This window comes from Rhizobium laguerreae (assembly GCF_002008165.1).
Taxonomy (GTDB): Bacteria; Pseudomonadota; Alphaproteobacteria; order Rhizobiales; family Rhizobiaceae; genus Rhizobium; species Rhizobium laguerreae.
Map to the genome: position 1 here is coordinate 285432 of NZ_MRDM01000011.1, position 25865 is coordinate 311296.

Annotated in this window: 21 protein-coding genes and 1 riboswitch; of the genes, 2 read left to right on the forward strand and 19 right to left on the reverse strand. The window is 62.2% G+C overall.

The features are described from left to right. Window positions 1–27: 27 nt before the first annotated feature. The 9 genes from BS630_RS13950 to epmA all read right to left on the reverse strand — a co-directional run bounded on the left by BS630_RS13950 (window position 28) and on the right by epmA (window position 12948). Window positions 28–3339 (reverse strand): oligosaccharide flippase family protein, encoded by a 3312-nt coding sequence (locus tag BS630_RS13950; protein ID WP_077977919.1) that lies wholly within the window; start codon window positions 3337–3339, stop codon window positions 28–30. A 184-nt stretch (window positions 3340–3523) separates the two neighbouring features. After that, the gene (locus BS630_RS13955; protein ID WP_077977920.1) at window positions 3524–4702 is read right to left on the reverse strand and encodes a glycosyltransferase family 4 protein; all 1179 of its coding nucleotides are present in this window, start codon (window positions 4700–4702) and stop codon (window positions 3524–3526) included. A 45-nt stretch (window positions 4703–4747) separates the two neighbouring features. Beyond that, complete coding sequence (locus BS630_RS13960; protein ID WP_077977921.1) at window positions 4748–7228, reverse strand: glycoside hydrolase family 2 protein; 2481 nt, start codon at window positions 7226–7228, stop codon at window positions 4748–4750. Window positions 7229–7244: 16 nt separating this feature from the next. Then, window positions 7245–8237: a DUF1839 family protein gene (locus BS630_RS13965; protein WP_183594567.1), complete on the reverse strand. Its 993-nt coding sequence runs from the start codon at window positions 8235–8237 to the stop codon at window positions 7245–7247. Beyond that, the gene (locus BS630_RS13970) at window positions 8228–9136 is read right to left on the reverse strand and encodes an amino acid--[acyl-carrier-protein] ligase (RefSeq protein ID WP_012759415.1); all 909 of its coding nucleotides are present in this window, start codon (window positions 9134–9136) and stop codon (window positions 8228–8230) included. Before BS630_RS13970 ends, BS630_RS13965 begins: the two co-directional genes overlap by 10 nt. 5 nt (window positions 9137–9141) lie before the next feature. Beyond that, on the reverse strand, window positions 9142–10323 hold the full coding sequence (locus BS630_RS13975) for an acyl-CoA dehydrogenase family protein (protein WP_025396394.1): 1182 nt from the start codon (window positions 10321–10323) through the stop codon (window positions 9142–9144). Continuing rightward, window positions 10323–10574: an acyl carrier protein gene (locus BS630_RS13980; RefSeq protein ID WP_025396395.1), complete on the reverse strand. Its 252-nt coding sequence runs from the start codon at window positions 10572–10574 to the stop codon at window positions 10323–10325. The genes BS630_RS13975 and BS630_RS13980 overlap by 1 nt, the downstream gene beginning before the upstream one ends. Window positions 10575–10837: 263 nt before the next feature. Further along, the gene (locus BS630_RS13985; protein WP_077977922.1) at window positions 10838–11890 is read right to left on the reverse strand and encodes a lysine-2,3-aminomutase-like protein; all 1053 of its coding nucleotides are present in this window, start codon (window positions 11888–11890) and stop codon (window positions 10838–10840) included. Next, window positions 11887–12948 carry an EF-P lysine aminoacylase EpmA gene (gene epmA, locus BS630_RS13990; RefSeq protein WP_077977923.1) on the reverse strand — a complete coding sequence of 354 codons (1062 nt, stop codon included), beginning with the start codon at window positions 12946–12948 and terminating at the stop codon, window positions 11887–11889. Before epmA ends, BS630_RS13985 begins: the two co-directional genes overlap by 4 nt. A 148-nt stretch (window positions 12949–13096) precedes the next feature. Between epmA and efp the strand changes: the two genes are divergently transcribed. Beyond that, window positions 13097–13666, forward strand: coding sequence for an elongation factor P (efp, locus tag BS630_RS13995; RefSeq protein WP_017962511.1), 570 nt, complete (start codon window positions 13097–13099; stop codon window positions 13664–13666). Between the two features lie 204 nt (window positions 13667–13870). Here efp and BS630_RS14000 read toward each other — a convergent pair whose 3' ends face one another. From BS630_RS14000 to metA, 6 genes are all read right to left on the reverse strand, one after another. Further along, a complete protein-coding gene (locus BS630_RS14000; protein ID WP_077977924.1) occupies window positions 13871–14599 on the reverse strand; it encodes an SIS domain-containing protein in 729 nt (242 codons plus the stop codon). A 17-nt stretch (window positions 14600–14616) separates the two neighbouring features. Beyond that, window positions 14617–15768 carry an N-acetylglucosamine-6-phosphate deacetylase gene (gene nagA / locus BS630_RS14005; RefSeq protein WP_077977925.1) on the reverse strand — a complete coding sequence of 384 codons (1152 nt, stop codon included), beginning with the start codon at window positions 15766–15768 and terminating at the stop codon, window positions 14617–14619. Beyond that, window positions 15768–16799 carry an SIS domain-containing protein gene (locus BS630_RS14010; RefSeq protein WP_077977926.1) on the reverse strand — a complete coding sequence of 344 codons (1032 nt, stop codon included), beginning with the start codon at window positions 16797–16799 and terminating at the stop codon, window positions 15768–15770. Before BS630_RS14010 ends, nagA begins: the two co-directional genes overlap by 1 nt. Beyond that, on the reverse strand, window positions 16796–17569 hold the full coding sequence (locus BS630_RS14015; RefSeq protein ID WP_003543751.1) for a GntR family transcriptional regulator: 774 nt from the start codon (window positions 17567–17569) through the stop codon (window positions 16796–16798). The genes BS630_RS14010 and BS630_RS14015 overlap by 4 nt, the downstream gene beginning before the upstream one ends. A 161-nt stretch (window positions 17570–17730) precedes the next feature. Then, window positions 17731–18753 carry an aldose epimerase family protein gene (locus tag BS630_RS14020; RefSeq protein ID WP_077977927.1) on the reverse strand — a complete coding sequence of 341 codons (1023 nt, stop codon included), beginning with the start codon at window positions 18751–18753 and terminating at the stop codon, window positions 17731–17733. Between the two features lie 227 nt (window positions 18754–18980). Further along, window positions 18981–19904 carry a homoserine O-acetyltransferase MetA gene (gene metA, locus BS630_RS14025; protein WP_003543755.1) on the reverse strand — a complete coding sequence of 308 codons (924 nt, stop codon included), beginning with the start codon at window positions 19902–19904 and terminating at the stop codon, window positions 18981–18983. 47 nt (window positions 19905–19951) lie between these two features. Next, window positions 19952–20029: riboswitch (SAM riboswitch) on the reverse strand. A gap of 114 nt (window positions 20030–20143) precedes the next feature. Here metA and BS630_RS14030 point away from each other — a divergent pair. Continuing rightward, complete coding sequence (locus tag BS630_RS14030) at window positions 20144–22030, forward strand: ABC transporter ATP-binding protein/permease (RefSeq protein WP_183594557.1); 1887 nt, start codon at window positions 20144–20146, stop codon at window positions 22028–22030. Window positions 22031–22043: 13 nt separating this feature from the next. Here the strand turns inward: BS630_RS14030 and BS630_RS14035 are convergent, their stop codons facing one another. The 4 genes from BS630_RS14035 to BS630_RS14050 form a co-directional block, all read right to left on the reverse strand. Continuing rightward, on the reverse strand, window positions 22044–22673 hold the full coding sequence (locus tag BS630_RS14035) for a hypothetical protein (protein ID WP_077977929.1): 630 nt from the start codon (window positions 22671–22673) through the stop codon (window positions 22044–22046). Between the two features lie 119 nt (window positions 22674–22792). Continuing rightward, window positions 22793–24610, reverse strand: coding sequence for an ABC-F family ATP-binding cassette domain-containing protein (locus BS630_RS14040; protein WP_077977930.1), 1818 nt, complete (start codon window positions 24608–24610; stop codon window positions 22793–22795). Between the two features lie 3 nt (window positions 24611–24613). Then, window positions 24614–25270: a thiamine diphosphokinase gene (locus tag BS630_RS14045; RefSeq protein WP_025396406.1), complete on the reverse strand. Its 657-nt coding sequence runs from the start codon at window positions 25268–25270 to the stop codon at window positions 24614–24616. 57 nt (window positions 25271–25327) lie between these two features. Then, window positions 25328–25855 (reverse strand): MarR family winged helix-turn-helix transcriptional regulator, encoded by a 528-nt coding sequence (locus BS630_RS14050; RefSeq protein WP_077977931.1) that lies wholly within the window; start codon window positions 25853–25855, stop codon window positions 25328–25330. Between the last annotated feature and the right edge of the window lie 10 nt (window positions 25856–25865).

Below are 25865 nucleotides of genomic sequence, written 5' to 3' on the forward strand. Positions count from 1 at the left end.
AAAGACGCGGCGCTGTAAAATCGCCGGTTATGCTCTCGCCAGACGAATGATCTCGTCGAGTACGAATTTGCGCGATTGCGGCGGCGTCAGATTGTGGTCGGCATCCGGCAGCATCAGCAGCCGCACGTTCGGATAGCGCGACAGCCTGGCGCCGCGCGGCCCAAAGTGGAAATAGACGTGGTCGAGCCCGACATCGGCCTCGCTGTAGATCAGCGTCAGCGGTACCTTACGCTTGCCGAACAGCGCGAATGAGTGCCGGACCTCGCGGGCGATATGGCGCCGGTCGGGAAGTAACTCGAGCAGCGGCGCGATCCACGGCGACAGCCGGCGGCCGGCGGCGATGACGATGTTCCGCAGCGCCGCAACCACGTCGACCTGGCCGCGCAGCAGCCGCTTCAGCGTGTCGAGTCGCGCGAGGCGCTGGCTATAATCATCGAGGCTACGGGGCACGGAGACGACATGCTCCCGTCGCACCGGCATGTCGGGATCCCAATAATAGACGAACGGATTGATCGACACGACCGCCTTCAGCCGTTCGTCGGCGACGCCGGCGCGGAAGGCGACATAGCCGCCGCTGCATCGGCCGGCGACCATGACGGGCCCGGCGACGACGCTTTCGAGCAGATCGAGCGCGGCGACCGCATCCGTGGTCTGCGTATCCGAATAAAGCACCTGTTCCGGCGCATCCGGCCGCGGCGGGCTGTCGCCGACATTGGCGGAATCAAAGCGCAGCGAAACGACGCCTTGGCGAGCGAGCTCGCGCGCCATATCAACCGTCGTCCGTCCCCAGCCGGCATGCCGGTCGTAGGCCGTCGACAGGAAGAGCACGGCATTACCCTTGATCTCGCCGAGCGGCCGGCTGACGACGCCGACCAGATGATTATGGCTTCCGAAACGGACCGGCGTTTCCGCAAAACCATCGCCGGCAAGCGGCAGGCTGTCGATCGCTACCGGCGATTGGGCGGCGGATGTCTCCGTCGTCGTTGTCTCTAGCCACGTCGTCAGCAGTGCTACGACAGCCATCGGCGTCTTGGCAAACAGCGGATTGGTGGCGAGCTCGTCATAACCTTCGAAAGCCTTCTGCTCGACATCGGCGCCAAGCGCCTTCAGCGTATCGGCAAAACCGGTATCCTCGGCCTTGGCAGGACGTTCTAGGATCAGATAGCGGGGAGCTGCAAGCTCCTGCGGCGAGGCGATGCTGAGCTTGCCGAGCTCGGCAGCGATCTCTTCGGGCATGACGAGCCCGGCAATCTGCACCTTGGCAGTCTGGACATGCTCCTTGCCGAGGCCGAGATCGGCATCGATGATCTTGGACCACATGTTGAGTTCGCGCAGATAGGCCCGGCCGCTCAGCACCGGCGCCAGCATGACGAGGCTGTCGACGCCGTCGATCGAGGAACCGACGCGATGGGCAAGGGTCGCGCCGAGGCCTTGGGCGATGAGGATGACGCGGTCGCAGCCGCTCAGTGATTTCAGCTTGGCGGCGGCCGCACGGATCGAATCTTCCCAGGTTTCCAGCCTTGCCGGCAGAGCGCCGAAATCGAGCGCATCGCCGGTGCCGCGATAGTCGAAGCGCAGGCTCGCCACGCCGATATCGGCGAAATGCTCGGCCGCGACGCGGAAGAATTTCCGGCTGCACATCTCCTCGAAACCCCAGGGGCTGACGAAGAGCACGGCGGCCGAACGTTTCTTGGCGAGAGGATTCTCAGGCATGAACAGCCCGATCGTGCCGTCGAAGACGACAGGCAGGGCGGCACGGCGTCCCGCACCCTCGGCCGGCTCGAGCGAGAATTCACCAGGCGCGACCTTGGCGCGATCGGGATCGCCGGGAAGTCGTGGCGCGATGAAATTGATCGCACGGCCGACCGGCCGGCGCAGCAGGGACGGCATCTTCTCGAGAATGGAGCGCATGACTTCGACATCCTCGCCCGGCACGGCGCGCAGCACCCGCAGTGCTGCGAAATAGCAGAATGCGCCGGCGATGATCGCGCCGACCAATCCGGCCGGACCCTGGACGAATTCCAGCACGGAAATCGCGCCGCAAGCACACAGCACGGAGGCGAGCGTCACCTTCGTCAAGCTCGCGTAGAGGCCCGAAAGCTGGGATCCGAATCCTGTCTGTCTGATCATCATCACCGACATCGCAACGAATACGAGGATACGCACGAGTGCGGCACCCTCGGCTGCAAGCCTAGGTATGATGAGTAAACAACCCACTACCATCAGAAGGCCACCTATCACACTGATGTTCAGGCGGGAGCGGGCCCTGTCCATCGACAGCAGGTAGAGGCTGAGGATCTGCATGAAGGTATAGGCGGGAGCAACAAGCGCAAGCAGCGCCACCACCGTCCCGCTGCGGCGGAATGCTTCACCGAACACGACGAGCACCAGTTCACTGGAGATCGCGGCAAGCCCCAGGCTCATCGGCAGCACGATATAGGCCATGCTGCGGGTGACGGCGGCAAAGACCTCGACCGGCAACGTCGAATCGTCGCTGCTGTGCCGCCGCTCGGAATAATAGGGCAGCAGGCTGCCGGTCATCTGGATCGGCAGTTGCAGCGCGATATTCGCGATCGACAGACCGACGGCATAATAGCCGACCATCTCCACCGACCAGAACTGCTGCAGGAAGAGCAGCTCGAGCCGGTTGAGGAAAATGGAATCGATGATGAACTGGATCGACAGGATGACGGAGGAGGAGGCGAGATATTTCAGCGAGACCCCGCACCAGTCGCGCCGCGCCAGAAGGATCGGCAGCGTGGCGAAAAACAGCACCAGTTGGCCGAGCGCATAACCGACGAGAACGCCTTCGACGCCGTAAAAAACGGCGCCGACGGCAACGCCGGCAAGCTGCACGATCGAGACGGCGACCGTCAGCTTAAAGAAGGCGCCCAGTTTCTTTTCGCCGATCAGGTAGAATTTGACAAAGGAACCGATCGCCTGGACGAAGAACAGCACGCCCGTGACCAGAGCGACGGAAGGCGCGGTGTCGGCCCAGTGCATCTTTTCGGAGGTCAGGAAGAATAGGGCGTAGAGCGCCAGCAGCACGACGGTCGAGAACATCATGAAGCTGACGAGGATGGCGGCAAAACCCCGGCGGCGGCGCGCGTCGAAGCCGTCCGCCGAAAGTTGCGGCAAGGTCTTCAGCAGCGTGATGCTGGAGCCGAGCTCGGCGATCGAGGCGCCGGTCACCACCAGCCAGAGCGAAAAGGCGACGATGCCGTTGGCTTCCGGCCCGAGCAGCCGCGCGGTTATGATCGAGGAAACGAAGCCCGTCAGAAGCAGCAGCATGCCTGCCGCGCCATTCATCACCGAGTTTGCGATAATACCCTTCGACATCTGTCCATCCGTCAGGATCGGCCTAAAGCGCGTCGCGATCTTCAGATCGCTCCTCGCACTTTAGGTTTTTGTTTTTACGCATGTCGTTATCGCAAAACCGCTGCACACTTTTGCGCGACATGCTCTAAAGCCGCATACCCGCCATCTCTAATGCGAAAATGTTAAAATAAAGCGGAGTGGCACCTTAGCTGGCCTGCATCGCCGCCAGCGTCTGAAGCGCCTTCTCGTAGCTGTTCTCGGCGAGGTAACGCAGCAGGAACTCCCGCGCCTTCTCGGCCTTCTCTCGTGCACGCTCGGGTGTGCGGAAGATGTCCCGCAGGTGCGCGGCCGCCGCCTCGGGTGAGGGATCGGCCCAGACCGCGCCTTCGAGCCCGGCAAATTCGGGATGGGCATCGACCACCGGAATGAGGGGAGAGGCAACCAGCCAGCTATTGTCGGGATCGCAGAAATCCACCGTGCCCGACCAGGCCGTGGAAACGACGGGGGTACGCTGCATGATCGCCTCGGCCACCGTCAGCCCGAAACCCTCGGAACGATGCAGCGAAAGATAGGCGTCTGAACAGCGGATGAGGCCGTTGATATCGGAGTCCGACATCCTGTCGGTGACGATCCTGATCCGGGTATTGCCCGCGACCGAGCTTATCAGTTCGCGCAGGCCCTCATCCTTGTTGATATCGCCGCTGGCCTTCATCAACAGGAAGGCGCTGGGGCATTCGGCGGCAAATATCCTGAAGGCCTCGATGATGGCCTGCGGATTCTTCCGGTTGATCGAGGAGCCGGCGCTGAAGATGAAGCTGACGAGAAAGGCGTCCTCCTCGATGCCGAATTTCTGGCGCATGCCTTCCGTCGCCGGCTTCTCTGTGACGGGATGCGGAACGACGATGACCGGTGCCGCAGTGAGGGGCGCAATCGCCCGCCTGGTGAATTCCGACGGCACGAAGACGGCATTCATGTAATGCATCGCATTGCGCCACTCGGCCGGCACGACTTCGAGCTCCCAGGCGAAATAGCCGATGTTGAAGGCGCGGGTGAAATTGGCAACGCCCTTCTTCAGGATGGCGCGCGGCAGCATCGGCGGATTGAGATGCCAGATCCGGCTCCCCGCGGCTTCGGTGGAGAGATGCGACGGCATCCATCCGGCAAAGGAATTCTCGTCAGGATGCGTGCTGACGTCGGAGAGTGAAATCGCCCGCCCAGCTTCCGACAATGCGCCAGCGCAGAGCCTTGCCGATTCGCCGACGCCGACCGCCATCGAGAGATAGCCGACGATTTCCACCGGCCTGCGCGGATTGAAGGCAAGACGCGACCGCGGGATCAGCCGCTGCAGGACATGGGCGCGCAGAAGGCGGTATATCGTTCTCAAATCACGGTCTTTCCCAATGGATCGGCATCACTCTTCGCAGGGGCGTCAGCCCTCGATTGCGACGCGATGCGAACTGCCTAGACTTCTGATCTCGCCCGCAGGCGGAATATCGCTTTCCACGCCGGACAGCGCGTGGAGCCTCACACGCCGCATCGGACCGGGGGCAAGGTGGAACCAGTCGTCCTCGGCCCGATAGCCCTCGACGTCGATATGCACCGATTGCGCCAGCCGGTCGGTCCTGATGTCAACGAACCAGTCGTCGCCGTCTCTGGTGAATGATGCTTCGATACCTGCATCATGCAGCGCCTTCCCCCGTCCGCACGGGAAGTGGAAGCTCTCGGCGAGAATGGCGCCGTCCGCCAGCGAGCGCAGGCGCGCCACACCGGCATCATGCGCCGGCGGCCCGAAACGGAAGGCATAGGTCGTATCGAAGAAGGCGCCGAACAGCGCGGTGCAGGCAAGGCGCTCCGTGTCTCTTGCCGCCAGCTTGAAGGCCCTGCTGCCGCTGACGACCTGCTGTTTTCCGCCGCGCAGGCACACGACTTCGAGCTCGACGTCGAGTGCTGCATCCGTCTCGTTGATGACATGCACGTCGAGACCGTTCGTTCCCTCGTCGGTGAAGATCACTTGCACCGGCCGGAATGCACGGCGCATCGCATACCAGACCGGCTTCGGCTCTCCGGTGGAGTCGATCACTCCCCAGCCCGGGCCCGGCAGCAGGTCTTGCAGCGTCCAGACGAGCGCGCCATTGCAGGCGGAGCCCTTGCGCCGCCATTCGGCAAAAGTCTCCTCGATCACCTCGCCGGTAACGGCGCGGGAGAGATCGAGATAGCGTTCCGGATCTTCGCGGCGCAGCTCAGCCGGATCGAAACCGTAGAGAAGCTGCAGGTAAAAGTCGCGAACGTCCTCGAAATCCCATGATGCGCTGCGGTCGCGGGGCACGCGGGCCTTCCACAGCGGGCTGTGGACGGCGGGCACATCGAGATGGCGCTGCAGCGTCCTTTGCTGCGGCACATGCGCGAAGGCGAGGCTTTCGGAGGCAAAACGCACATCGGCGCGGCGCGCATCGGCAATCGGCCGCATATAGGCGCCGACGCCGTAATAATGCGCGATACCGGCATTGGGCGAAAAGGGCATCGCTCCGCCATATGGCGAGTTCGGCACATAGGGCACGTCGGGGCGCATGCGCGCGACGACCGCCGGGATGATTTCATCGGTGACCGGCCCGCTCCAGAATTCCGCCGGCAGGCCGAGCATTGCCGCCTGCTGGTGAATTTCGCTGCCGCCGCAGAGCACGGCCAGCGAAGGCGACGCCTGCACGCCGTGCAGGAATTCCTCGACCTCCGCATGCACGTGGCCGAGAAAAGCCTTGTCGTTGCGCGGATAATCGAAATTGGCGAACATGAAGTCCTGCCAGACGAGCAGACCGAGCTCGTCGCAGAGCGCGAAGAAATCACGCGTTTCGTAGGCCATGGTGCCACCGATGCGGATCATGTTCATGCCGGCTGCAGCGGCCAGCCGCAGGAACGGCTCATAATCCGCCCGCCCGCCCGGCAATCGCGCGATATCGGCCGTCGTCCACACCGCGCCGCGGCAGAAGATGCGTTCGCCGTTGACGAGGAGCGCGAAGTCGTCGCCATCGGCACCACGGTCGACGTCGATACGTCGAAAGCCGGTCCTGCCGAGCGGATATTCCGCGCCGTCGGAAACCAGCGTCAGCGCGTAGAGACGCGGAACGCCATGCGTATGCGGCCACCAGGCCTCGATGTCGGAAAGCTTGAGGATAGCCGAGTAATGACTGTCGCCGACCTTTTCGAAGGGCTGCTCCATTCCGCCGCAGCGCAGCAGCATTGCCGGATCCTCGGCATTGCTATGGAGGGAAACGCTGAGGCGGCCGACACCACTCTCCTCCAGTGCGGCGCGGATGGAGACGTTGTCGATCGAGACGGGATTGCGCCGCACCATCGAAATCGGCCGCCATGGCCCGACGGCATGGATATCGGGGCACCAGCCGGGCATATGGCCGAGCAGCGTCGTGCGGAAATTCTTCAAGCCCGCCGGCGTGATCATCTGCGGCCGCCAGCGTGCGCGCGGGCCTGGCTCCGACAGGCGGGGGCCGAGCGCCCGGAAGCACAGTGCCAGTTCGTCGCCGCCCGAAAGCGTCACCGGAACCTCGTGCGCCGTGAACATGCTCTCGGAAAACAGGATTTCCTGGCCGTTCAGGAAGACGTGGCAGAGTGTCGCCAGCCCTTCGAAACGCAGGATCGCGTCGCCGGGCTCGGCATCGAAAAGCCGGCAGAGATACCAGGCATCCCGCGTGTTCAGCGGCTCTGGATTTTCCCGGTCGAAGAGCCCGGCTTTTTCGAGCGCGGCGGCGACGGTGCCGGGAACGGGTGCTGGAATGAATTGTGCGGAAAGCGGGATGTCGTGCGGCACGGCGCAGGCGCCCGGCTCCGTCAGGATCAGGTTCCAGCCTTCGGAAAGCAAACTTTCCTCGGCACCGATGCTTGCCAAACGCCCCCGCATGGTCAGATCTCCGGCCTCAGATTCGCCCCGCAAGCGACGCCATCATGGAATCCCATGCATCGGCGGCCGGATCAAGTGCTGCCTGCAACGGCTCGAACTTCCTGCGGGTGACGGCGCGGGCAAGCTGGAACTGCACCGATTTCGCCACCTCGGAAATGCGCCGGGCATGCTCGGCGGCAGCCGCGAATTCATCAGGGGAGAGCCAGGTGAGGTAATCGGCCGCCAGTTCGAAATTGGCGCCCACCTGGCGAAGGGTGTTGAAGGCGTATTTGTGGAAGAAGCCGAACGGCCGTTCCGCCACCGCTTCGACCTGTTGTGGAAAAACGCTTGCAAAGGCGCGGATCGGATTTTCTCGGGGACGCCGAGCGAAGTGAAAGCCGGCAAGCCGCCGCGCGGTCGACCGCAGATGCGTGTCATCGGCCGGCCTTTCCGGGAATCGTGCAAATTCCGTGTAGGGCAGGAACGGCGGATCGTTTTCCGTCAGCTGCAGCTGGAACAGCCCGTCGAAATCCTCGCCTTCGAGCCGGAAATAACCGGCATTGTGGAAATAATCCACGCGCTTGGCCGCAACGTCCAGTCGGTTGATCGCAACTGTCGTCTTGCCGTGCTCCTGCCGGTAGGCGGTACCGCGCGTATCCGGCATGTAGAAGGAATCCATTTCGATCAGGCAGAGACGGGCCCGCGCGATCTGAACCTCGACATGGCGTTCGACACGATCGTAGATGGCAAGCTCGGTCGCACGAATGTCGTAGAGCGCTTCGAGATCCTCGAGCGGCGCCTTGAAGAAGGTGAACTGGTCGCCCTCGAAATCCTGCGTCAGGGTAAAACCGAGCATCGCCTCTGGCGCAACGCCTGATGTTGCCAGAACCTCGATCCAGAGATCGACATAACAATTGGTTTCCGGCCAGGTGCGCTCACCCGAATGCAGCGCATGCGCCCGGTAGGTTTCCGGGTCGATTCCCGAAAATACCCCCGAAAATACCGACGTCATCGATTTGCTCAGCCCCACAGCGCTTTCCGTACGCTGGCCGGCCATTGCTTCACATCGAGCCCGTGATGATGGAAGAGGGCAAGGGCGATGCGCTCCAGTCCGAAGCCGACGCAGGCGGTGTGCGCCACACTGCCGTCTTCGAGATTGAGACCCCACTTCGTGCCGAAGGCATCCTGATGGTAGTTGAAGCTCATGCAGGCGGTCGGATTGGCAGCCGAGGTGATCGGGATCAACAGCTCGAACTTCAGGTTCTGGTCGCGCTGGTTATTGGCGAGCATCTTGCCGGCGCGGCCGAAGAACGGATCATTGGCGACGTCGATCGTCACCTCGAGGCCGACGGCCTTCATCATCTCGACGCCGCGATCCATCCAGCGCTGGCGGAAATCGGTGACGTGCAGCTCGGTGCCCATGCAGACATATTCACGCATGCGGAACAGCTGCTGGCGGGCTGGGTCTTTCGACGGCTCATGCCGGAAGCAATAGGATTGCAGGTCGAAGAGGCCGCCCGTCTTTGGCAGGTTGCCGCGCTTGGCGATCGTCGGATAGAGCGGATAGCAGGCAGCCGGCGTCAGCACGATGTCGGTCGCCTCCTGTCCCTTGGTCCAGTCTTCGCCGACCTCCATGCATTGCAGCAGGCTGACATGATCGAGCTCGCTGCCGCAGAAGCTGTGCACCGTGCCGGCGAGCTGCGGAAAGCTCTTCATATAGCCGCTCTTTTCGAAGAAGGCACGGTTCATGCCGGGCGGAAAGCGCATGGCTTCGGCACCATCGGCGCCGCCGAACGTGTCGATCAGGCGCTCGAAGGCAGCGATCACATCTTCGAACTGGCCGCTGCGGCCGTAGAGCCCGTCGATGCCGGTATCGATCAGCAGACCGGATTCGAAAAGCCGGTCCAGAAACGAGGTCTGCATATCCATGACTGTCACCCCAGTAGGCTAGTGTCCTGTTTATGGACAAGAAGCATGCTCGACGTGTTGCCGAGGATGCGGTCATTCGAAATCATGAGCTGTGCGGAATGCGCGTCGCGCAGATGGCGTCCGAGGCTGAAGGGCGTGCCGTTCTTGTAGCCCATGATGCCGCAGATCAGCATCGCATGGTTGACGATCTCCAGGATCGTCTCGGACGAAGCGATCTTGACGTTGTTCATCGCCACCGCAAATCCCATCGAAGACAGCCTGTCGGCATCGGCCTTGGCATCCTCATAGGCCTTGAGGCCGGCAACCACGTTGGATTTCACCATCTGCAGCAGGTTCGAAACCTCGGCGAGGCGCAGCGCGCCTGGCGGCTGGGCATCCGGCGCCCTGCGGGCTGCGGCACGCACAAAAGCCTGGGCGCGCACAACGGCGTCGACGGCGATGCCGTACCAGACGCCGCTCCACAAGAGGTGCGAGGAGGCAAGCATGGACTGCGCCGCGATCTCCGCGAAAGGCTTCGGCAGGATCTGGCAAGCCGGCGCTTCGCCCTTGAACAGGAAGCCGTCGGAACAGGTGCCGCGCATGCCGAGCGTATTCCAGACATGCGTTTTCTCGAGCGTGTACTGGTCCTTGAGGAAGGCCGTCAGCACCTGATCGGAGGAAGCCGCCTGCGCGTGGGCACGCGAGGTGATGAGAATGGCGTCGGCGTGCGAGCCGTAGGAAATGACAGTCGCATCCTTTTCGAGACGGCACGTGTCGCCATCGACCTCGACCGCACAGATGCTGTTGCGCAGATTTCCGCCGATACCGCCTTCGGTGGTGGCGGATGCGATCAGCAGCTGCTCGGCGGCGATGCGGCGCATGAAACCGCGATGCCATTCGCTGTCGGCGCCGTGTTCAACGAGGCTCGACAGCTTGATGTGGTGCATGGCGAAGACCATGGCGCTTGCAGCGCAGGCCTGGCCGAGCATCGAGCACAATTCGGCGATCTCGGTGATCGAGGCGGATTCGCCGCCGAGATGGCGCGGCACCTGGATGCCGAGCAGCCTTTCGGCCTTCATCGCATCGACGGCTTCCCGAGGGAAACGGGCTTCGGCATCAACGGTATCCGCGTGTTTCGCCGCAATTTCGGCGACGCGGGCCACCCTTGTGACAAGACCGTCCTGCATGATCTTGACAGGGAAATTCATCAGGCGACCTTCCGGCCGTCCCGGATGAGATCGACGGTCCTGGCGATGGCCGAGATGCTCGCGAAGGATTTGCGGTTCAGGAGATTGTCGGGAAATTCGATGTCGAAGGCCTCTTCGAGGCCAAGCATCAACTGCACAGAAGCAAAGGACGTCAAACCTGCCGCATAAAGATCGGCGTCGTCGGCGACCTGATCGATCGGCCCAGGAAGCTTGCCGAATTTGGCTACGAGGTCGCGGATTGCCTTATTCATCCCATCACTCCAAGATTCTCATGATCCCGATCCGGCGTTCATCGCCTTGTCATGAGCGTTCTTTTAGTGCGGAAAACAGAACATTCCGCTAATTTATTGAGTTAAATATGACTGAGGCTCATAGTTAGGATTTTAGCGATCATTCCCGCGCCGTCGTAAACAACCACCTTATATCAATGACTTAAGATAATTTCGATACTGCGACACAGTCTGGTTTCTGGCGTGGCGAGTACAGAAATGACACGCAAAACGCCGCGTTTGTCTCAACCGGCCGGTGGATAGGAATGCTCGCCGCCGCGATAATCGGTGACGGAATAACATCCGTCGCCTGTCGCACGGATCGCACTCCCAGTGACGACGGCCTTGCCGTGACCGCCTGGGATATCGAGGATGTATGCCGGCTGGCAGAGACCGGAAATCCGCCCGCGCAGCGCCGCGACGATCTCCTGCCCCGCCTCGATCGTCACTCTGAAATGGCTGGTGCCGGGCGCCAGATCCGGATGATGGAGGTAATAGGGTTTGACGCGGGTTTCGACGAAGGCCCGCATCAGCATCGCGAGCACGTCTGGATCGTCATTGACACCCTTGAGCAGCACCGACTGGCTGACCATGGCGATGCCGGCATCGACGAGGCGGCCGCAGGCGGCCCGCGCTTCCGGCGTCAGTTCGCGCGGATGATTGGCGTGCAACGCCACATACACCGTCTTGCCGCTCGCCTTCAGCGCGGCGATCAGCGCCGCATCGATCTTCTCGGGATCGACGACCGGAACACGCGTATGGAACCTGATGATCTTGACATGCGCGACGCCGGCAAGCGCCTCCATGATCTCGCCGAGCCGGCGCGGAGAAAGCACCAGCGGATCGCCGCCGGTGAGGATGACCTCCCAGATTTCCTCATGACCTCGGATATAATCGAAAGCGGCCTGCATCGCCGCCGCATCGAGCGTGCCGAGGCCCTGCGGCCCCACCATTTCGCGCCGGAAGCAGAAGCGGCAATAGACCGGGCAGACATGCACGGCCTTGAGCAAGATACGATCGGGATAACGGTGAACGATGCCTTCGACGGGGCTGTGGGCATGATCGCCGATCGGATCGGCACGTTCTTCCGGGGCGATTGTAAGTTCGGCTGCATCGGGCACGAATTGCCGTGCGATCGGATCATCGGGATCGGCTCGATCGATGAGCTTGCTGATCGCAGGCGTCAGCGCAACCGCGTAACGCGCCGCCACCTCCTCGAGCGTTGCGCGATCGGCAGGCGCGACCAGCCCCGCCTTCACAAGATCGTCGACGCTCTTGATCGGTTTGACGACATTCATCTTCCAACCTCCGCCACCGGCGCCCAGAGCACCTGGTCGATGCGTGATGCTCCCGTCGTCAGCATCACCAACCGGTCGAAGCCGAGCGCGATACCGCTTGCCTCAGGCATCAGCGACAGTGCGGCGAGGAAATCCTCGTCGATCGGATAGGTCTCGCCGTAGACCCGCGCCTTCTCGGCCATCTCGATCCCGAACCGTCGCCGCTGTTCGGCAGCGTTGGTGAGTTCACCGAAACCGTTCGCAAGCTCGACGCCGCAGGCATAGAGCTCGAAACGCTCGGCGACCCTCGGATCGCGTGCCGAGCGACGCGCAAGGGCTGCCTCCGAGATCGGATATTCGTCGAGGATGGTGATGCGGCCGAAACCGAGACGCGGCTCGATCTTTTCGACCAGCACCCGGCTGAAGAGATCGGCCCAGCCGTCGTCATCGGCAACACGCATGCCGACGCGCTTCATCTCGGCGGCCAGATGGTCGCGGTCGGTCGAACCGTCGGCGGCGACCGAGGCGAGAAGATCGACGCCGGCATGACGCTCGAACGCTTCGGCAACGCTGATCCGCTCCGGCCCCGCGAAGGGATCGCTCTCGGCGCCGCGATAGGCAAGCTTCCCGGTCTTCGCCGTCTCAGTCGCCAGCGCCAGGATCCGCACGCAATCCATCATCAGGCTCTCGTAGCCTTCACCGGCCCGATACCATTCGAGCATGGTGAACTCGGGATGGTGCAGCGGTCCGCGCTCTCGGTTGCGATAGACATGCGCAAAACACGAGATGCGCTCCTCGCCCGCCGCAAGCAGCTTCTTGCAGGCGAATTCCGGCGAGGTATGCAGGTAGAACGGCGCCTTTTGCCCATCCGTCGTCAGCGCTTCCGTCGCGAAGGCATGCAGATGCGCCTCGTTGCCGGGAGAGACCTGCAGCACCGCCGTATCCACCTCGATGAAATCCTCGCGCGCGAAAAACCCGCGCAACGCCGCCTGGATCGCATTGCGTCCGATCAGGAACGGACGGCGGTCGGCATGCACGGACGGGGTCCACCAGGGGGACGCTTTCGCCGAAGAGTTCATTCCAAGCTTTCTTCGCCGGAGAGGCCGGTATGGGGGGTGGCTATTTCCCGGATTTTAGGTTAGTTGCGCCCCAAAGAAAAACATTTGCGTCTTCGGAGCGTCTCGACAGTCATCTACGACGCCGAAAGCCGAGTTACAAGGAAGTCTTATGGTCAAGGTCATCGCCTCTTCGGTCCGCAAGGGCAACGTTCTCGATGTCGACGGCAAGCTCTATGTCGTTCTCACGGCCCAGAACTTTCATCCGGGCAAGGGCACGCCGGTCACCCAGGTCGACATGCGCCGCATCGTCGACGGCGTGAAGGTTTCCGAGCGCTGGCGCACCACCGAACAGGTCGAGCGCGCCTTCGTCGAGGACGTGAACCATCAATTCCTCTACGAGGACGGCGAAGGCTTTCACTTCATGAACCCTCAAAACTACGATCAGGTCGTCGTCGATGTCGACACGATGGGGGACGACAAGGCTTATCTGCAGGAAGGCATGACCTGCGTTCTGTCAATGCATGAAGGCATTGCGCTGGCGATCCAGATGCCGCGCCACGTCACGCTCGAAATCATGGAGACGGAACCGGTCGTCAAGGGCCAGACGGCATCGTCCTCCTACAAGCCGGCGATTTTGTCGAACGGCGTACGCGCCATGGTGCCGCCGCACATCAATGCCGGCACCCGCGTCGTCATCGCCACGGAAGACAATTCCTACGTCGAACGCGCCAAGGACTGATCCTGGTTTCAGCCTATCGAAGAGGCCGGCTCACGCCGGCCTTTTTTGTATCCGCCGTCTCATGATGCCGAAAACCGCTCACACTTTTCGGCATCATGCATCTAAAGCGCGTCGCAATCTTTCAGATTCGCTCCTGACGCTTTAGCTCTTTGTTTTACGCATGCCATTATCGCAAAACCGCGGCACACTTTTGCGCGACATGCTTTAGAGATGCGGGTTGCGCGGACGGTATTTCTTGACGAGCTTCTGGTTGATCTCAGCGGCGCCCGGCATGTTGGCACTGAGATAAACTGGCGCATCGCCGGATTTCGAAAGCTCCGAGGCGACGTCTGCGAAGATCGCATTGATGACCGTCACCCCGACTGCTGTCGAGACTGGCCCAACCCGAAGCCCCGTGCCTTCGAGATCGAGAACGGCGTCACCCGGTGGCAGCCCGTTGTCGAGCACCACATCGGCCACGTCGGCGAGCCGTCGGCGGCCATTGGCGATCGCTGAGGAGTAGGCGATCGAGGTGATGGCAATCACCTTTGCGCCGATTTCGCGCGCATAGTCGGCGGCCTCGATCGGCGCGGCGTTCACGCCCGAATTGGAGGCGATGATGATGACATCGCCCGGCTGCATGCCGTAACGCTCCAGCATCGGCCGCACCAGGCCTTGCGTGCGCTCATAGACCGAACTGATGACCGCACCCTCATGCAGCATGGCCGAGCCGACGAGCACCGGCACGGTGAAGGCGAGCCCGCCGGCACGATAATGCACCTCTTCCGCCAGCATATGCGAATGGCCGGTGCCGAAGACATAGACGCGCTTGTCACCGCGGGCAGCATCGAGGATGACAGATGCTGCCTGCGCCATCGGCTGGGCAAGCGTCTGCTTGAGTTCTTCCAGCCGACCGATAAGGTTTGAGAAATAGGCATCGGTGATATCAGTCATCCGGCTTATCCTTGATTTCAGGTCGCTTCGCCGCTGAGCCAGGTGGCGGTGACGGCAAGCGCATCGGTGAGATGCACCAGATCGGCACGCGCGCCCGGCGAGAGATGGCCGCGATCGCCAAGCCTGAGGAACCGGGCCGGATAAAGGGTCGCCATGCGCAAAGCCTCGGCGAGCGTCAGGTCGAGATAGGTGACGCCGTAACGGATCGTCGAGATCATGTCGACATCGGAACCGGCCAGCGTGCCGTCGGACAGCACCAGCTTCGAGCAGAAGCCGCCCCTTTCGCGCCGGACGGTGCGCCCGTTCAGCGTGAACGAATCCTTCTCCGATCCGACGAGCGACATCGCGTCGGTGACGAAAAACAGCTTGCCTTCGCCGCGTTTGGCGCGCAGCGCCGTGCGCAGGGCCTTCGGATCGACATGATGGCCGTCGGCGATAATGCCGCACCAGGTCGAGGGATGATCGATCGCCGCGCCGACGAGACCGGGCGCACGGTGTCCCAACTGGCTCATGGCGTTGAAGAGATGCGTGACGCCTCGCGCGCCGGCGTCGAAACGTTCTTCCGCCGCCTCGCTCGAACAATCGGAATGGCCGATGCTGACGATGACGCCGGCTTCCGCAAGCTCGCGCACCTGGGCAACCGTCACCTGCTCGGCGGCCACGGTGACGAGCAGCGTACCGATCGCCTCGCGCACCCGGATGAAGGCCTGGACATCGCGGTCCTCCACCGGCCGCATCAGTTCGGCCAGATGCGCGCCCTTGCGCGCAGGCGCCAGATGCGGGCCTTCGAGATGCAGGCCGGCGACACCGCGGTTCATTTTCACTGCCTCCTTGGCCGCCTCGATGGCGGCAATGGAGGCCTCTGATGTATCGGTGATCAGCGTCGGCAGCAGCGACGTCGTGCCATAGGGTCGGTGCCCGCCGGCAATAATGTCCATCGAGGCAGCCGAAGGCTCATCGTTCAGCATCCGCCCGGCGCCGCCATTGACCTGCGCATCGATGAAACCGGCCGACAGAACACCGCCGGCAAGCGTCACCACCTCGCCGTCCGGCAGATCATTTCTGGCAGTGATCGCTTCGACGCGGCCGCCGGCAACGATGAGGGCTTTGTCGTCATGGAAGCGCTCGCCGTCGAAGATGCGGGCGCCGAGGAAGATCTTGCGTCCCATCAGACCGTCTCCGTCACCTTGAGCAGGTTTGCCGGCTTGTCGGGATCGAAGCCCTTGCGGCGTGTCACCGACTCGATCAGCCGGTAATAGACGAGCAGCGACACCAGCGGATCGACGAGGCCGTTGCCCGTTGTCGGTACGCGCAGATGGACGCCGGAAAGCGGCTGCGTCGAGAAACCGACGGTGGTGGCGCCGAGTTTCTGCAGGCGTTCCAGCGCCTGCACATTGTTGGCGAAGGCCGCATCGTCGGGCGCAAAGGCGACGATCGGGAAGCCCGGCTGCACCAGGCGCATCGGGCCATGCATCAGTTCCGCCAGCGAGAAGGCCTCGGCATGCAGGCCGGAGGTCTCCTTTGCCTTCAACGCCGCTTCGAGCGCGATCGCGAAGGCCGGGCCGCGGCCGGCTGTATAAAGCGAGGTCGCGTTGAAGAGCACGTCCTCGGCTGCCGCCGTATCGATCCCGGCAGTCGCCGACAGTGCCTCCGGCAGCTTGCCGAGCGCGGCCTGCAGGTCGGGCGCACCGCCGATCGCAGCCGTCACGCCGGAAAGGGCGGCGACCGAGGCGATGAAGGATTTTGTCGCCGCGACACTCTTTTCCGCGCCGGCATTGAGACCGAGAACAATATCGGCCTGCCTCGCAAGCGGGCTGTCGGTGACGTTGACGACGGCGATCGTCGTCGCTCCGCCCTTCTTCGCCGCATCCTGCAGCGCGACGATGTCGGGGCTGGCACCCGACTGCGAGACGGTGAAATGGACACCGCCCTTCAGATGCAGTGCCGCACCATAGACGGAAGCGATCGACGGGCCGACCGAGGCGACCGGAACGCCGCAGGTGATCTCGAAGAGATATTTGAAAAAGGTGGCGGCATGGTCCGAGGAGCCGCGCGCCGCCGTCGTCACCACGCTCGGGCGAGCGGACGAAAACAGCCGGGCGATCTCGGCAAAGACCGGTTTTTCCTTTTCGAGCAGCGTGGCGACCACCTCCGACGATTGGCCGGCTTCCTGCAGCATCAGTGACTGGTTGTCATTCATAGGTCATCTCCGATTCTCAATTCGGCAACGAAATCATAAGCATCGCCGCGATAATGCGAGCGGGTGTATTCGACGACGCGCTGGTCTTCCAGGCGCGAGACACGTTCGATCAAGAGCGCCGGCGCGCCTGATTTGACGTTCAGGATCGCGGCGGAGGACGGGTCGAGCGTGACCGCCGTCAGCCGCTGCAGCGCGCGCACGGGCCTGTGGCCGCTGGCCGTCAGCGCATCGTAGAGCGATCCCTCACCGCCGGCATCGTGTCCCAGGAACTTGATCGGCACCACGGCGCGTTCGATCGCCAGCGGCAGGCCGTCGGCAAGGCGCAAGCGGTCGAGCCTCAGCACCGGCTCGTCGCCGCCGAGGCCGAGCAGGAAGGATTCCTCCGGCGACGGCGTGTTGACCGCCCGCGACAATATCCGTGCGGCCGGCAGACGCCCGCGCGAGCGCATGTCGGCGGAGAAGGAGGAAAGCCGCCACAGCGACTGTTCCATGCGCTCCACCCTGCTCGATACGAAAGTACCGCTTCCGTGGCGCGATTCCAGTGCGCCAGATGCCATCAGATCGCGATAGGCGGTGCGCACGGTGACTCGGCCGAGCTTCAGTGCCTCGGCAAGGTCGCGCTCACCCGGCAGCGCGGTACCGGGCTTCAGCAGCCCTTCCTGAATGAGGCCGGTCAGCGTCTGCGCCAGCCGCTTGTAGAGCGGCCCGGTCAGCGCCTCGTCACGCAGGCCGCGGCTGTTCAGTTCCGCTATCAGACTGGTTCTATCCATGGGCACACAATAGAACCTATATAGAACCAATCAGCAAGACAGAATCGAGCGCGGAACGAAAAAACCCTCGCCGGCGGACCAGCAAGGGTTTCATAGCGCTCAAATTTGACAGTCGTGCGCGACAGCGCCGCGCGTTAAAAACGCGCGGCGCTGGAGGATGCTCAGTTCTTGGTGAAGATATAATCCGTCTCCTGGCGCAGCACTTCGCCGGGGCGCAGGACCGCATTCGGAAAACCTTGGTGATTGATGGCATCCGGCCAGATCTGCGTCTCCAGGCAGAAGCCGGCGAATGGGCCGTATTTGCGCCCGCCGATGCCGGGAGCCGCGACATCGAGCTTGAAGCCGGCATAGAACTGCACACCTGGCTCCGTGCTGCGCACTTCCAGCGACACACCGGAATACAGGCTGCGGGCAAGCGCGACGCTCCGCTTGGCGGTACGCTCGCCCGACAGGCAGAAATTATGGTCGTAGTACACTTGTTCGCTGCCGACGAAACGCTTCATCGGCGCCATCTCGCGGAAATCGAATTCCGTGCCCTCGACGGGACGGATCTCACCGGTCGGCACCTGTCTCTCGTCGGTCGGCAGATAGTGATCGGCGGCGATCATGATGTCATGGCCAAGCGCGTCTTCGCGGCCGTCGAGATTGAAATAGGCGTGCTGGCAGACATTGGCGAGCGTCGGCTGGTCGCTGGTCGATTCGTAGGTGATCGACAGTTCACCATTGCCATGCACCCAAAAAGTCGCCTGGATGGTGCAATTGCCGGGATAGCCGGCGCGGCCATCGGGATCGACGATCTTCAGCACCACGCGGTCGACGTCATGCTCGACGATCGTCCAATTGCGTTTGGCGATATTGTCGCTGCCGCCATGCAGATGCGTGACGCCGTTTTCATTCGGCTCGAGCTGATAGTCCTTGCCGTCAAGCGTGAACCTGCCGCCGCCGACGCGGTTGGCGCAGCGGCCGGGCGTCGCGCCGAAATAGGACGAATAAAGAAGATAGTTGTCGAAATCGTCGAAGCCGAGCTGCAGCGGCGCATCATGTCCCTCGAGACGCAGATCCTGGATGACCGCGCCCCAGCTGATGATCTTGGCCGTCAGCCCGCCGCCCTTGATCTCGACGCGATAGACGGTCTCGCCCGCCTGCGTCTGCCCGAAAACGTCCCGCTCCAACTTATCCGACATGATCGACCGTCCATTCTATCTCTTCTGCAAATTCCTCAATTCGGAATCGATTTGAGGAATTTGCAGCGATTCAATGTGTGCATTGCACGTCCGACGAAGACGCGCGGTGTGGTAGGCTTCAGGACAGGAACCTGCCCGGATTTGCTTCAATCCGCAACCGGCGGATCAGAAAGAAAAGCCGCAGCAGTGGTGCGGCGGCCTCGCCTCCAGGCGTGATTCGGCAACGGTCAGAGATCGGTGCCGATCTCTTCCACATCAAAGGGCGTCGTCTGGTAAATTTCGTTGATCCAGTTGCCGAACAAGAGATGCGCATGGCTGCGCCAGCGGTTCTGCGGCGCAAGCGCCGGATCGTTATGCGGGAAGTAATTGTGCGGCATCTTGATCGGCACACCGGCATTGACGTCGCGGAAATACTCGTCGGAAAGCGAGGTGGAATCATATTCGACATGGTTGAACATGTAGAGCCGCCGGCCTCTCTTCTCGTGCACGAGGCAGACGCCCATTTCGCTGGACTCCATCAGGATCTCCAGGCTTTCGGATTTTTCGATATCAGCGCGACGCACTTCGGTCCAGCGCGACACCGGCACCTCGAAATTGTCGGAAAAGCCGTTGAGATAGATGGAGGACGGCTTGAGGTTCCGGTGACGGTAGACGCCGAAGGCCTTCTCCTTCAGCTCGTATTTCGGAACGCCGTGAAAATGATAGACCGCCGCCATCGCGCCCCAGCAGACGTTCATCGTCGAATGGACATTTGTTTCCGTCCAGTCGAGAATCTCCTGCATCTCCGGCCAATAGGTGACGTCCTCATAGGGCAAAAGCTCGATCGGCGCCCCGGTGATGATGAAGCCGTCGAACTTGCGGTGCTTTACCTCTTCCCAAGTCTGGTAGAAGGCAAGCAGATGATCCTCGGACGTATTCTTCGCCTTGTGGCCGCCGATGCGGATAAGCGACAGTTCCACCTGCAGCGGCGAGGCGCCGACGAGACGGGCCATCTGCAGTTCGGTCTTGATCTTGTTCGGCATGAGGTTCAGCAGCCCGATCTGCAACGGTCGGATATCCTGACGGATCGCCAACGTCTCGGTCATCACCCGCACACCCTCCTGAACCAGGGTTTCGAAGGCGGGCAGCGTATCGGGGATCTTGATGGGCATTGCGGTCACTCGATCAAAAACAAAAACCGGCGGCGACAAAAATCGCTACCGGTCCGCACGCGGCCCTTTAGCGACTTTTTTAACGTGGCTGCAAGCCGGCCGGCCAAATCACCACGGAGGCCTTAATTAGACCCAGTCTGATTGCGAATCAACTGGCGAATGCATGCAGGGGAGACTCATGCAAGCATCATCACACTTTAATGACTGATAGAATCTGTTGATAGACCGGTAACGCCACCATGTTATTTATAGGGGCATGGGCGATTTGGAAAAGCGTAATGGCAGATAAAATCGAGAGGAGGCCGGGCATCCGGAGGCAGGATAGGGTAGGGTATGATTTAAGCCTGACATATCGCCTCGGCGTCATGTTCTCAGCATTCTGGAATTCGGAAGTGCGTGGCAAGGTGCTGTTTCTGGCGACCGTGCTGATCCTCGTCATCCTGGCGACATCCTACGGCCAGGTCATCCTGAACGAGTGGAATGCTCCTTTCTACGACTCGCTGGAGCGCCGCGACCTCGGCGAATTCTTCCACCAACTCGAAATCTTCGCGATGATCGCCGGCACGCTGCTGCTGCTCAACGTGCTGCAGGCCTGGCTGAACCAGATGACCGCGCTCTATATGCGCGAAGGCTTGTCGCGCGATCTGGTCGATCAGTGGCTGAAGCGCAAGCGGGCGCTGCGGCTCGCCTCCAGCGGCCTGATCGGCGTCAATCCGGACCAGCGTCTGCACGAGGATTCCCGCAATCTCGCCGAAAGCACGACAGGGCTGGTTCTCGGCCTGCTGCAGTCGACCATTCTCCTGGTGAGCTTCATCGGCGTGCTCTGGGAGCTTTCCAGCGGCTTCATCTTCCGCATCAGCGGCCATAGCTTCTCCATTCCAGGCTACATGGTCTGGGCGGCGATTTTCTATGCCGCTTCCGCCTCGGTGCTGAGCCAGGTCGTCGGCCGCAAGCTGGTGAAGCTCAATGCCGATCGTTTTTCGAAAGAGGCCGAGCTTCGCTTCACGCTGATGCACGCCAACGAAAACATGCCGGCAATCACCGTCGCCCGCGGCGAGGAGAACGAGCGTCGGCGCATCAACACCGATATCAGCTCGGTCCTGACAGTCGTCAAGCGGCTTGCCATGGCCAATACCAATCTCACCTGGGTCTCGGCCGGCTATGGCTGGCTGGTGATCGTCATTCCGATCATCGTTGCCGCCCCCGCCTATTTCTCCGGCGGTCTCACCCTCGGCCAGTTGATGATGTCCGTCGGTGCCTTCAACCAGGTCAACACGGCGCTGCGCTGGTATGTGTCCAATTTCGGCCCGATCGCCGAATGGCGCGCCACGCTGATGCGCGTCACCGATTTCCGCCAGGCGCTGGTCGAGATGGAAGAGGACTTCGACCTGAAGGACAGCATCGCCTATGAAAACGCCGCGCCCGACACGCTGACGCTGAAGGACGTGGTGATCGTCGCCAAGATCGGCGAAGACATCGAGGAATGCGGCGGTTTCCGCCTGCGTGAAACCGATGTCGTGATCAAGGCCGGCGAAAAAATCATGATCAACGGCGATCACAGCGTCAATCGCAAGCTGCTCTTCCAGGCGATGGCCGGCCTCTGGCCCTGCGGCAGCGGCACGATAGGCCTGCCGCCGATCGACGACATGCTCTTCGTTCCGCAGGTTGCCTATGTTCCCGGCGGCACGCTGCGCGAGGCGCTGGCCTTCCCCGAACGTCCCGAAGCCTACGAGAAAGCCGACGTCGAGGCGGCCCTCGACAAGGTTGGTCTCCATTCGCTGATCGCAAGGCTCGAAACCCGCGCCCGCTGGGACAAGCTGCTCGACAGCGACCAGCAGAAAGCGATCGGATTTGCCCGGCTGCTTCTCGTGCGCCCGCGCTGGATCATCTTCGACGAAGTGCTGGAAGGCATGGAGCCGGAATTTCAGGAAACAATGGCCAAACTGCTCACCTCGATGCCCGAAAGCGGCATGATCTATATCGGCCGCTCCGAGGCCTATCTCGAGGTGCTGAAGCCGCGCGTGCTGCATCTGCAGGCGCTGCCGTCAAAATCCGAGGAACAGCCATCTGTCGTCCAGACCGGCGCCAGTGCCGGCGCTGCCGCCATGCCCGCGCCGGCGCTTTGATGCCGCGCATCCGTCACATCGGCGGTATGACGCCGTTGAGACCGACGGCGATCTGGCTGGCCGAGATGCTGCCATCCGCCGCCGTCTCGCCGGTGATGACGACACCGGCACCGGGCTTCAGATCATCCTTGGTCGCAGGCGCCAACGTCACGATCGGCGTGCCATCGGCAATCGAGATGGTCTTTTCCTTGCCCTGATAGGTCAGCGTGATCGTGTGGCCGTCGACAGATTTGACGGTGTTGCTGACAGTCGCGTTGGTCATCTGGCTGTTCGGCTGCGCATCCCAGGGACGGTTGCCCTCACCGGTTCCCTTCATCGACGCCGGAAAGATCAGCACCTCGATCGCCCCGTCCGGGCCCGTGCCCTTCGGAAGCGAAGCGACGCCGACGAAATCGCCGGGTTTGATATCCTCGATGGAAGCTTTTTTGATGCCGCCGACCTTCCAGCCGGCTTTCAGTGCGACCGTCGCATCGTTGCCCTCGCGCGTCTTGACGACGAGCGTATCGCCGCTGAGTGTTTCGATTGCGCCGCGAACACGAATGCGCTGGGCGTCTTGCGCCTGTGCGGTTTGCGACAGGGCAAGCGCCACGAGGCTGCCGGCAGTAAGTGCTGTGAGAAAACGGGAATGAGGCTTGCGAGACATATGACTTTTCCTTGTCGCCATTGCAATCGGCAATATCCCCGGCTGCCGGACGGCACCTTATGCCGCAGGACGACACACTGACGAATCAAGGAAAAGTGAGCCTCCAGCTCGAGAAAATCTCAGCCTTCCAGCTCTTCCCGCAGCATTTCGAGCTCCAGCCACTCCTCTTCCATGTCAGTCAGGCTGGCACGCAGTTTTTCCATCTCGCCGGCAAGCCGGTTGAAGGCTGCAGGATCGCGCGTGAAAAGATTGGGATCTGCCATCACCTGCTCGCGCTTGGCGATTTCGGCTTCGGCCTTCGCCATTTCCTTTGGCAGGTTTTCCAGTGCGAATTTCTGCTTGAAGGAGAGCTTGACCTTTGAGCTGCCTGAAGCTGTTGCTTGCTGCGTCTTCGGCTTCTCCGTCGCCTTCTCGGCCCTCTTGCGCTCCTCAAGCGCGCCCTTGCGCTGTACAAGCATGTCCGAGTAGCCGCCGGCATATTCGATCCAGCGACCATCAGGCGCATCCGGCACGGCGGGTGCGATCGTCGAGGTCACGGTGCGGTCGAGGAAATCGCGGTCGTGGCTGACAAGGATGACGGTGCCGGGAAAGCCGGCGACAATCTCCTGCAGGAGATCGAGCGTTTCGATATCGAGATCGTTGGTCGGCTCGTCGAGGATCAAGAGGTTCGTCGGGCGCGAAAGGATACGCGCCAGCATCAGCCGGGCGCGTTCGCCGCCGGAAAGGTTTCTGATCGGCGTACGCGCCTGTTCCGGCTGAAACAGAAATTCCTTCATATAGCCGGTGACATGGCGCTGCTCGCCGTTGACGAGCAGGTTTTCGCCGCGCCCATCCGTCAGATAGTTGGCAAGCGTATCCTCGGGATCGAGATCTTCGCGTTTCTGGTCGAGTGTCGCAATCTCCAGATTGGTGCCGAGCTTGACGATGCCGCTATCGGGTGAAAGCTGTCCGGTCAGCATCTTCAGCAGCGTCGTCTTGCCGGCGCCGTTCGGCCCGACCAGACCAATGCAGTCGCCGCGGTGCACGCGGATCGAAAACGGCGTGACGATTGCCCGCTCGCCGAAGCTCTTGGTGATCTTGTCGGCCTCGATCACCAGCTTGCCGGATTCCTGCGCATCCGAAACCGTCGCCTGCACCGTGCCCTGCGGTCCCTTGTGGCCGCGATAGTTCGAACGCATCGTCTGCAGCTCGCCGAGACGGCGCATGTTGCGCTTACGCCGCGCCGTGACGCCATAGCGCAGCCAGTGCTCCTCGCGCTCGATCGACTTGCCGAGCTTGTGCTGCTCCAGCTCCTCGGCCTCCAGCACCTGGTCGCGCCAGGCTTCGAAATGCGCAAAGCCTCTGTCCAGCCGGCGCGAAGTGCCGCGGTCGAGCCAGACGGTTGCCGTCGAGACCTTTTCGAGGAAACGCCGGTCGTGCGAGATCAGCACCAAGGCGCTGCGTGTCTTTTGCAGCTCGCCTTCCAGCCATTCGATCGTCGGCAGGTCGAGATGGTTGGTCGGTTCGTCGAGCAGAAGAATGTCCGGCTCCGGTGCCATAACCCGGGCAAGGGCTGCGCGCCGCGATTCGCCACCGGACAGCATCTTGGGGTCCTCATCGCCGCTCAGCCCGAGATGCGACAGCAGATAGGTGACACGATAGGGGTCATCGCCCGGCCCGAGGCCGGCCTCGGCATAGGCCTGCACCGTGTTGAAGTCGGCAAAATCCGGCGCCTGTTCGAGATAACGCACCGTCGAGGACGGATGGCGGAAGACTTCGCCGGACTGCGCCTCGACCAGGCCGGCGGCAATCTTCAGCAGCGTCGATTTTCCCGAGCCGTTGCGCCCGACGAGACAGATTTTGTCACCGGGCTCGATCTGCAGGCCAGCACCCGCCAGAAGCGGTGCACCGCCAAAGCTCAGGAAGATATCGTCGAGTTTCAGAATGGGAGGGGCCAAAAATCAGACTCCGGAAAGATCATAGGGCCGGGCGAGCACAATTGTCCGGCCGCTGCGGAGCGAAAAGCGAACCTTGCCTTCCGCAACATTGGAAATGGTGCGCGACGAGCCGAAAGGCAGATGGAAATCTGCCAGCGGATAACGCGCATTCTCGATGGTAAGCCCTCTCAGCTCGCTGAATCCGGGCACGGAAAACAGGCTGCCTTTGGGAAGGTCCAGTTCGATCGTACCGGCCACCAGCGGCACGGCCTCTTCCTTGCCCGAGGTCAGCAGCAGGTCGAAACCCTCTTCCGCCAGGCTGACGGCCGACAGCAGATGCTGAAGCGCGTGGTCGGAACGTTCACCGCCGAGCGCACCGGCGAGGATGAGCCGCCGCGCGCCCCGCGCGATTGCCTCCGCCACGGCGATTTCACCGTCCGTCGCCGCCTTCGCGGCCGGATAGGGCTGTTTCGGCACATCGGGAAACGCACCCGCGAGATCATCAGGTGTCGAATCGAAATCACCGACCCAGAGCTCCGGCGTAATACCGAGTGCTGCCGCATGCCGCATGCCGCCATCGGCCGCGATGAAGCGGCTGTCTTCGATGGCATCGCGCAGGCGCTCCGTCAGGCTGAGTTCGCCGCCAAGGAGAATGGTGAAGGTGGATTGGCTCATGGGCATTGCCCTTAGCGCAAACGAGGGGTCGAGGGGAAGGGCCGGCGAACGACGGCGTCTGCCTCAGCCCGGTGTATCCTTGTCGCGCGACAGGAAAACCGCCTCGTAGCCGCCGATGAAGCGCTCGAAAAGCACCGCGAAGCGCTCGACATCTTCCTGCGGCCAGTCGGAAACGATCTCGGAAATGATCGCAAGCTTCTGAGCGACGATCTCGGCAAGCAGGTCCTGGCCGACCTCGGTCATGACGACGACGATCCGCCGCGCATCGGCCTGCGAGGCCTCGCGGCGCAGCACGTTGCGCCCGACCATATCGGCCACCACCCGGCTTGCCCGTGACGGATCGATGCGCAGCATCTCTGCGATCATGCCGACCGTGACCTCGCCGGCAGGCTGTGCCCTGCGCACGGCATCGAGCACATCGAGATGCGAAAGCTCAAGGCCCGGTGCAGCACTCTGGATCGCCAGCCGGCCGATCAGCCGCCGCCCGGTCATCAGCCGCATGCGCGCCATGCTCCGGCCGATACGCGGCACGTTTTCACGATCCGGCTCGGCCGGCTCCGCAGAAGGGGTCTTGGTCAGGACGTCGCTCATCACAGGACCA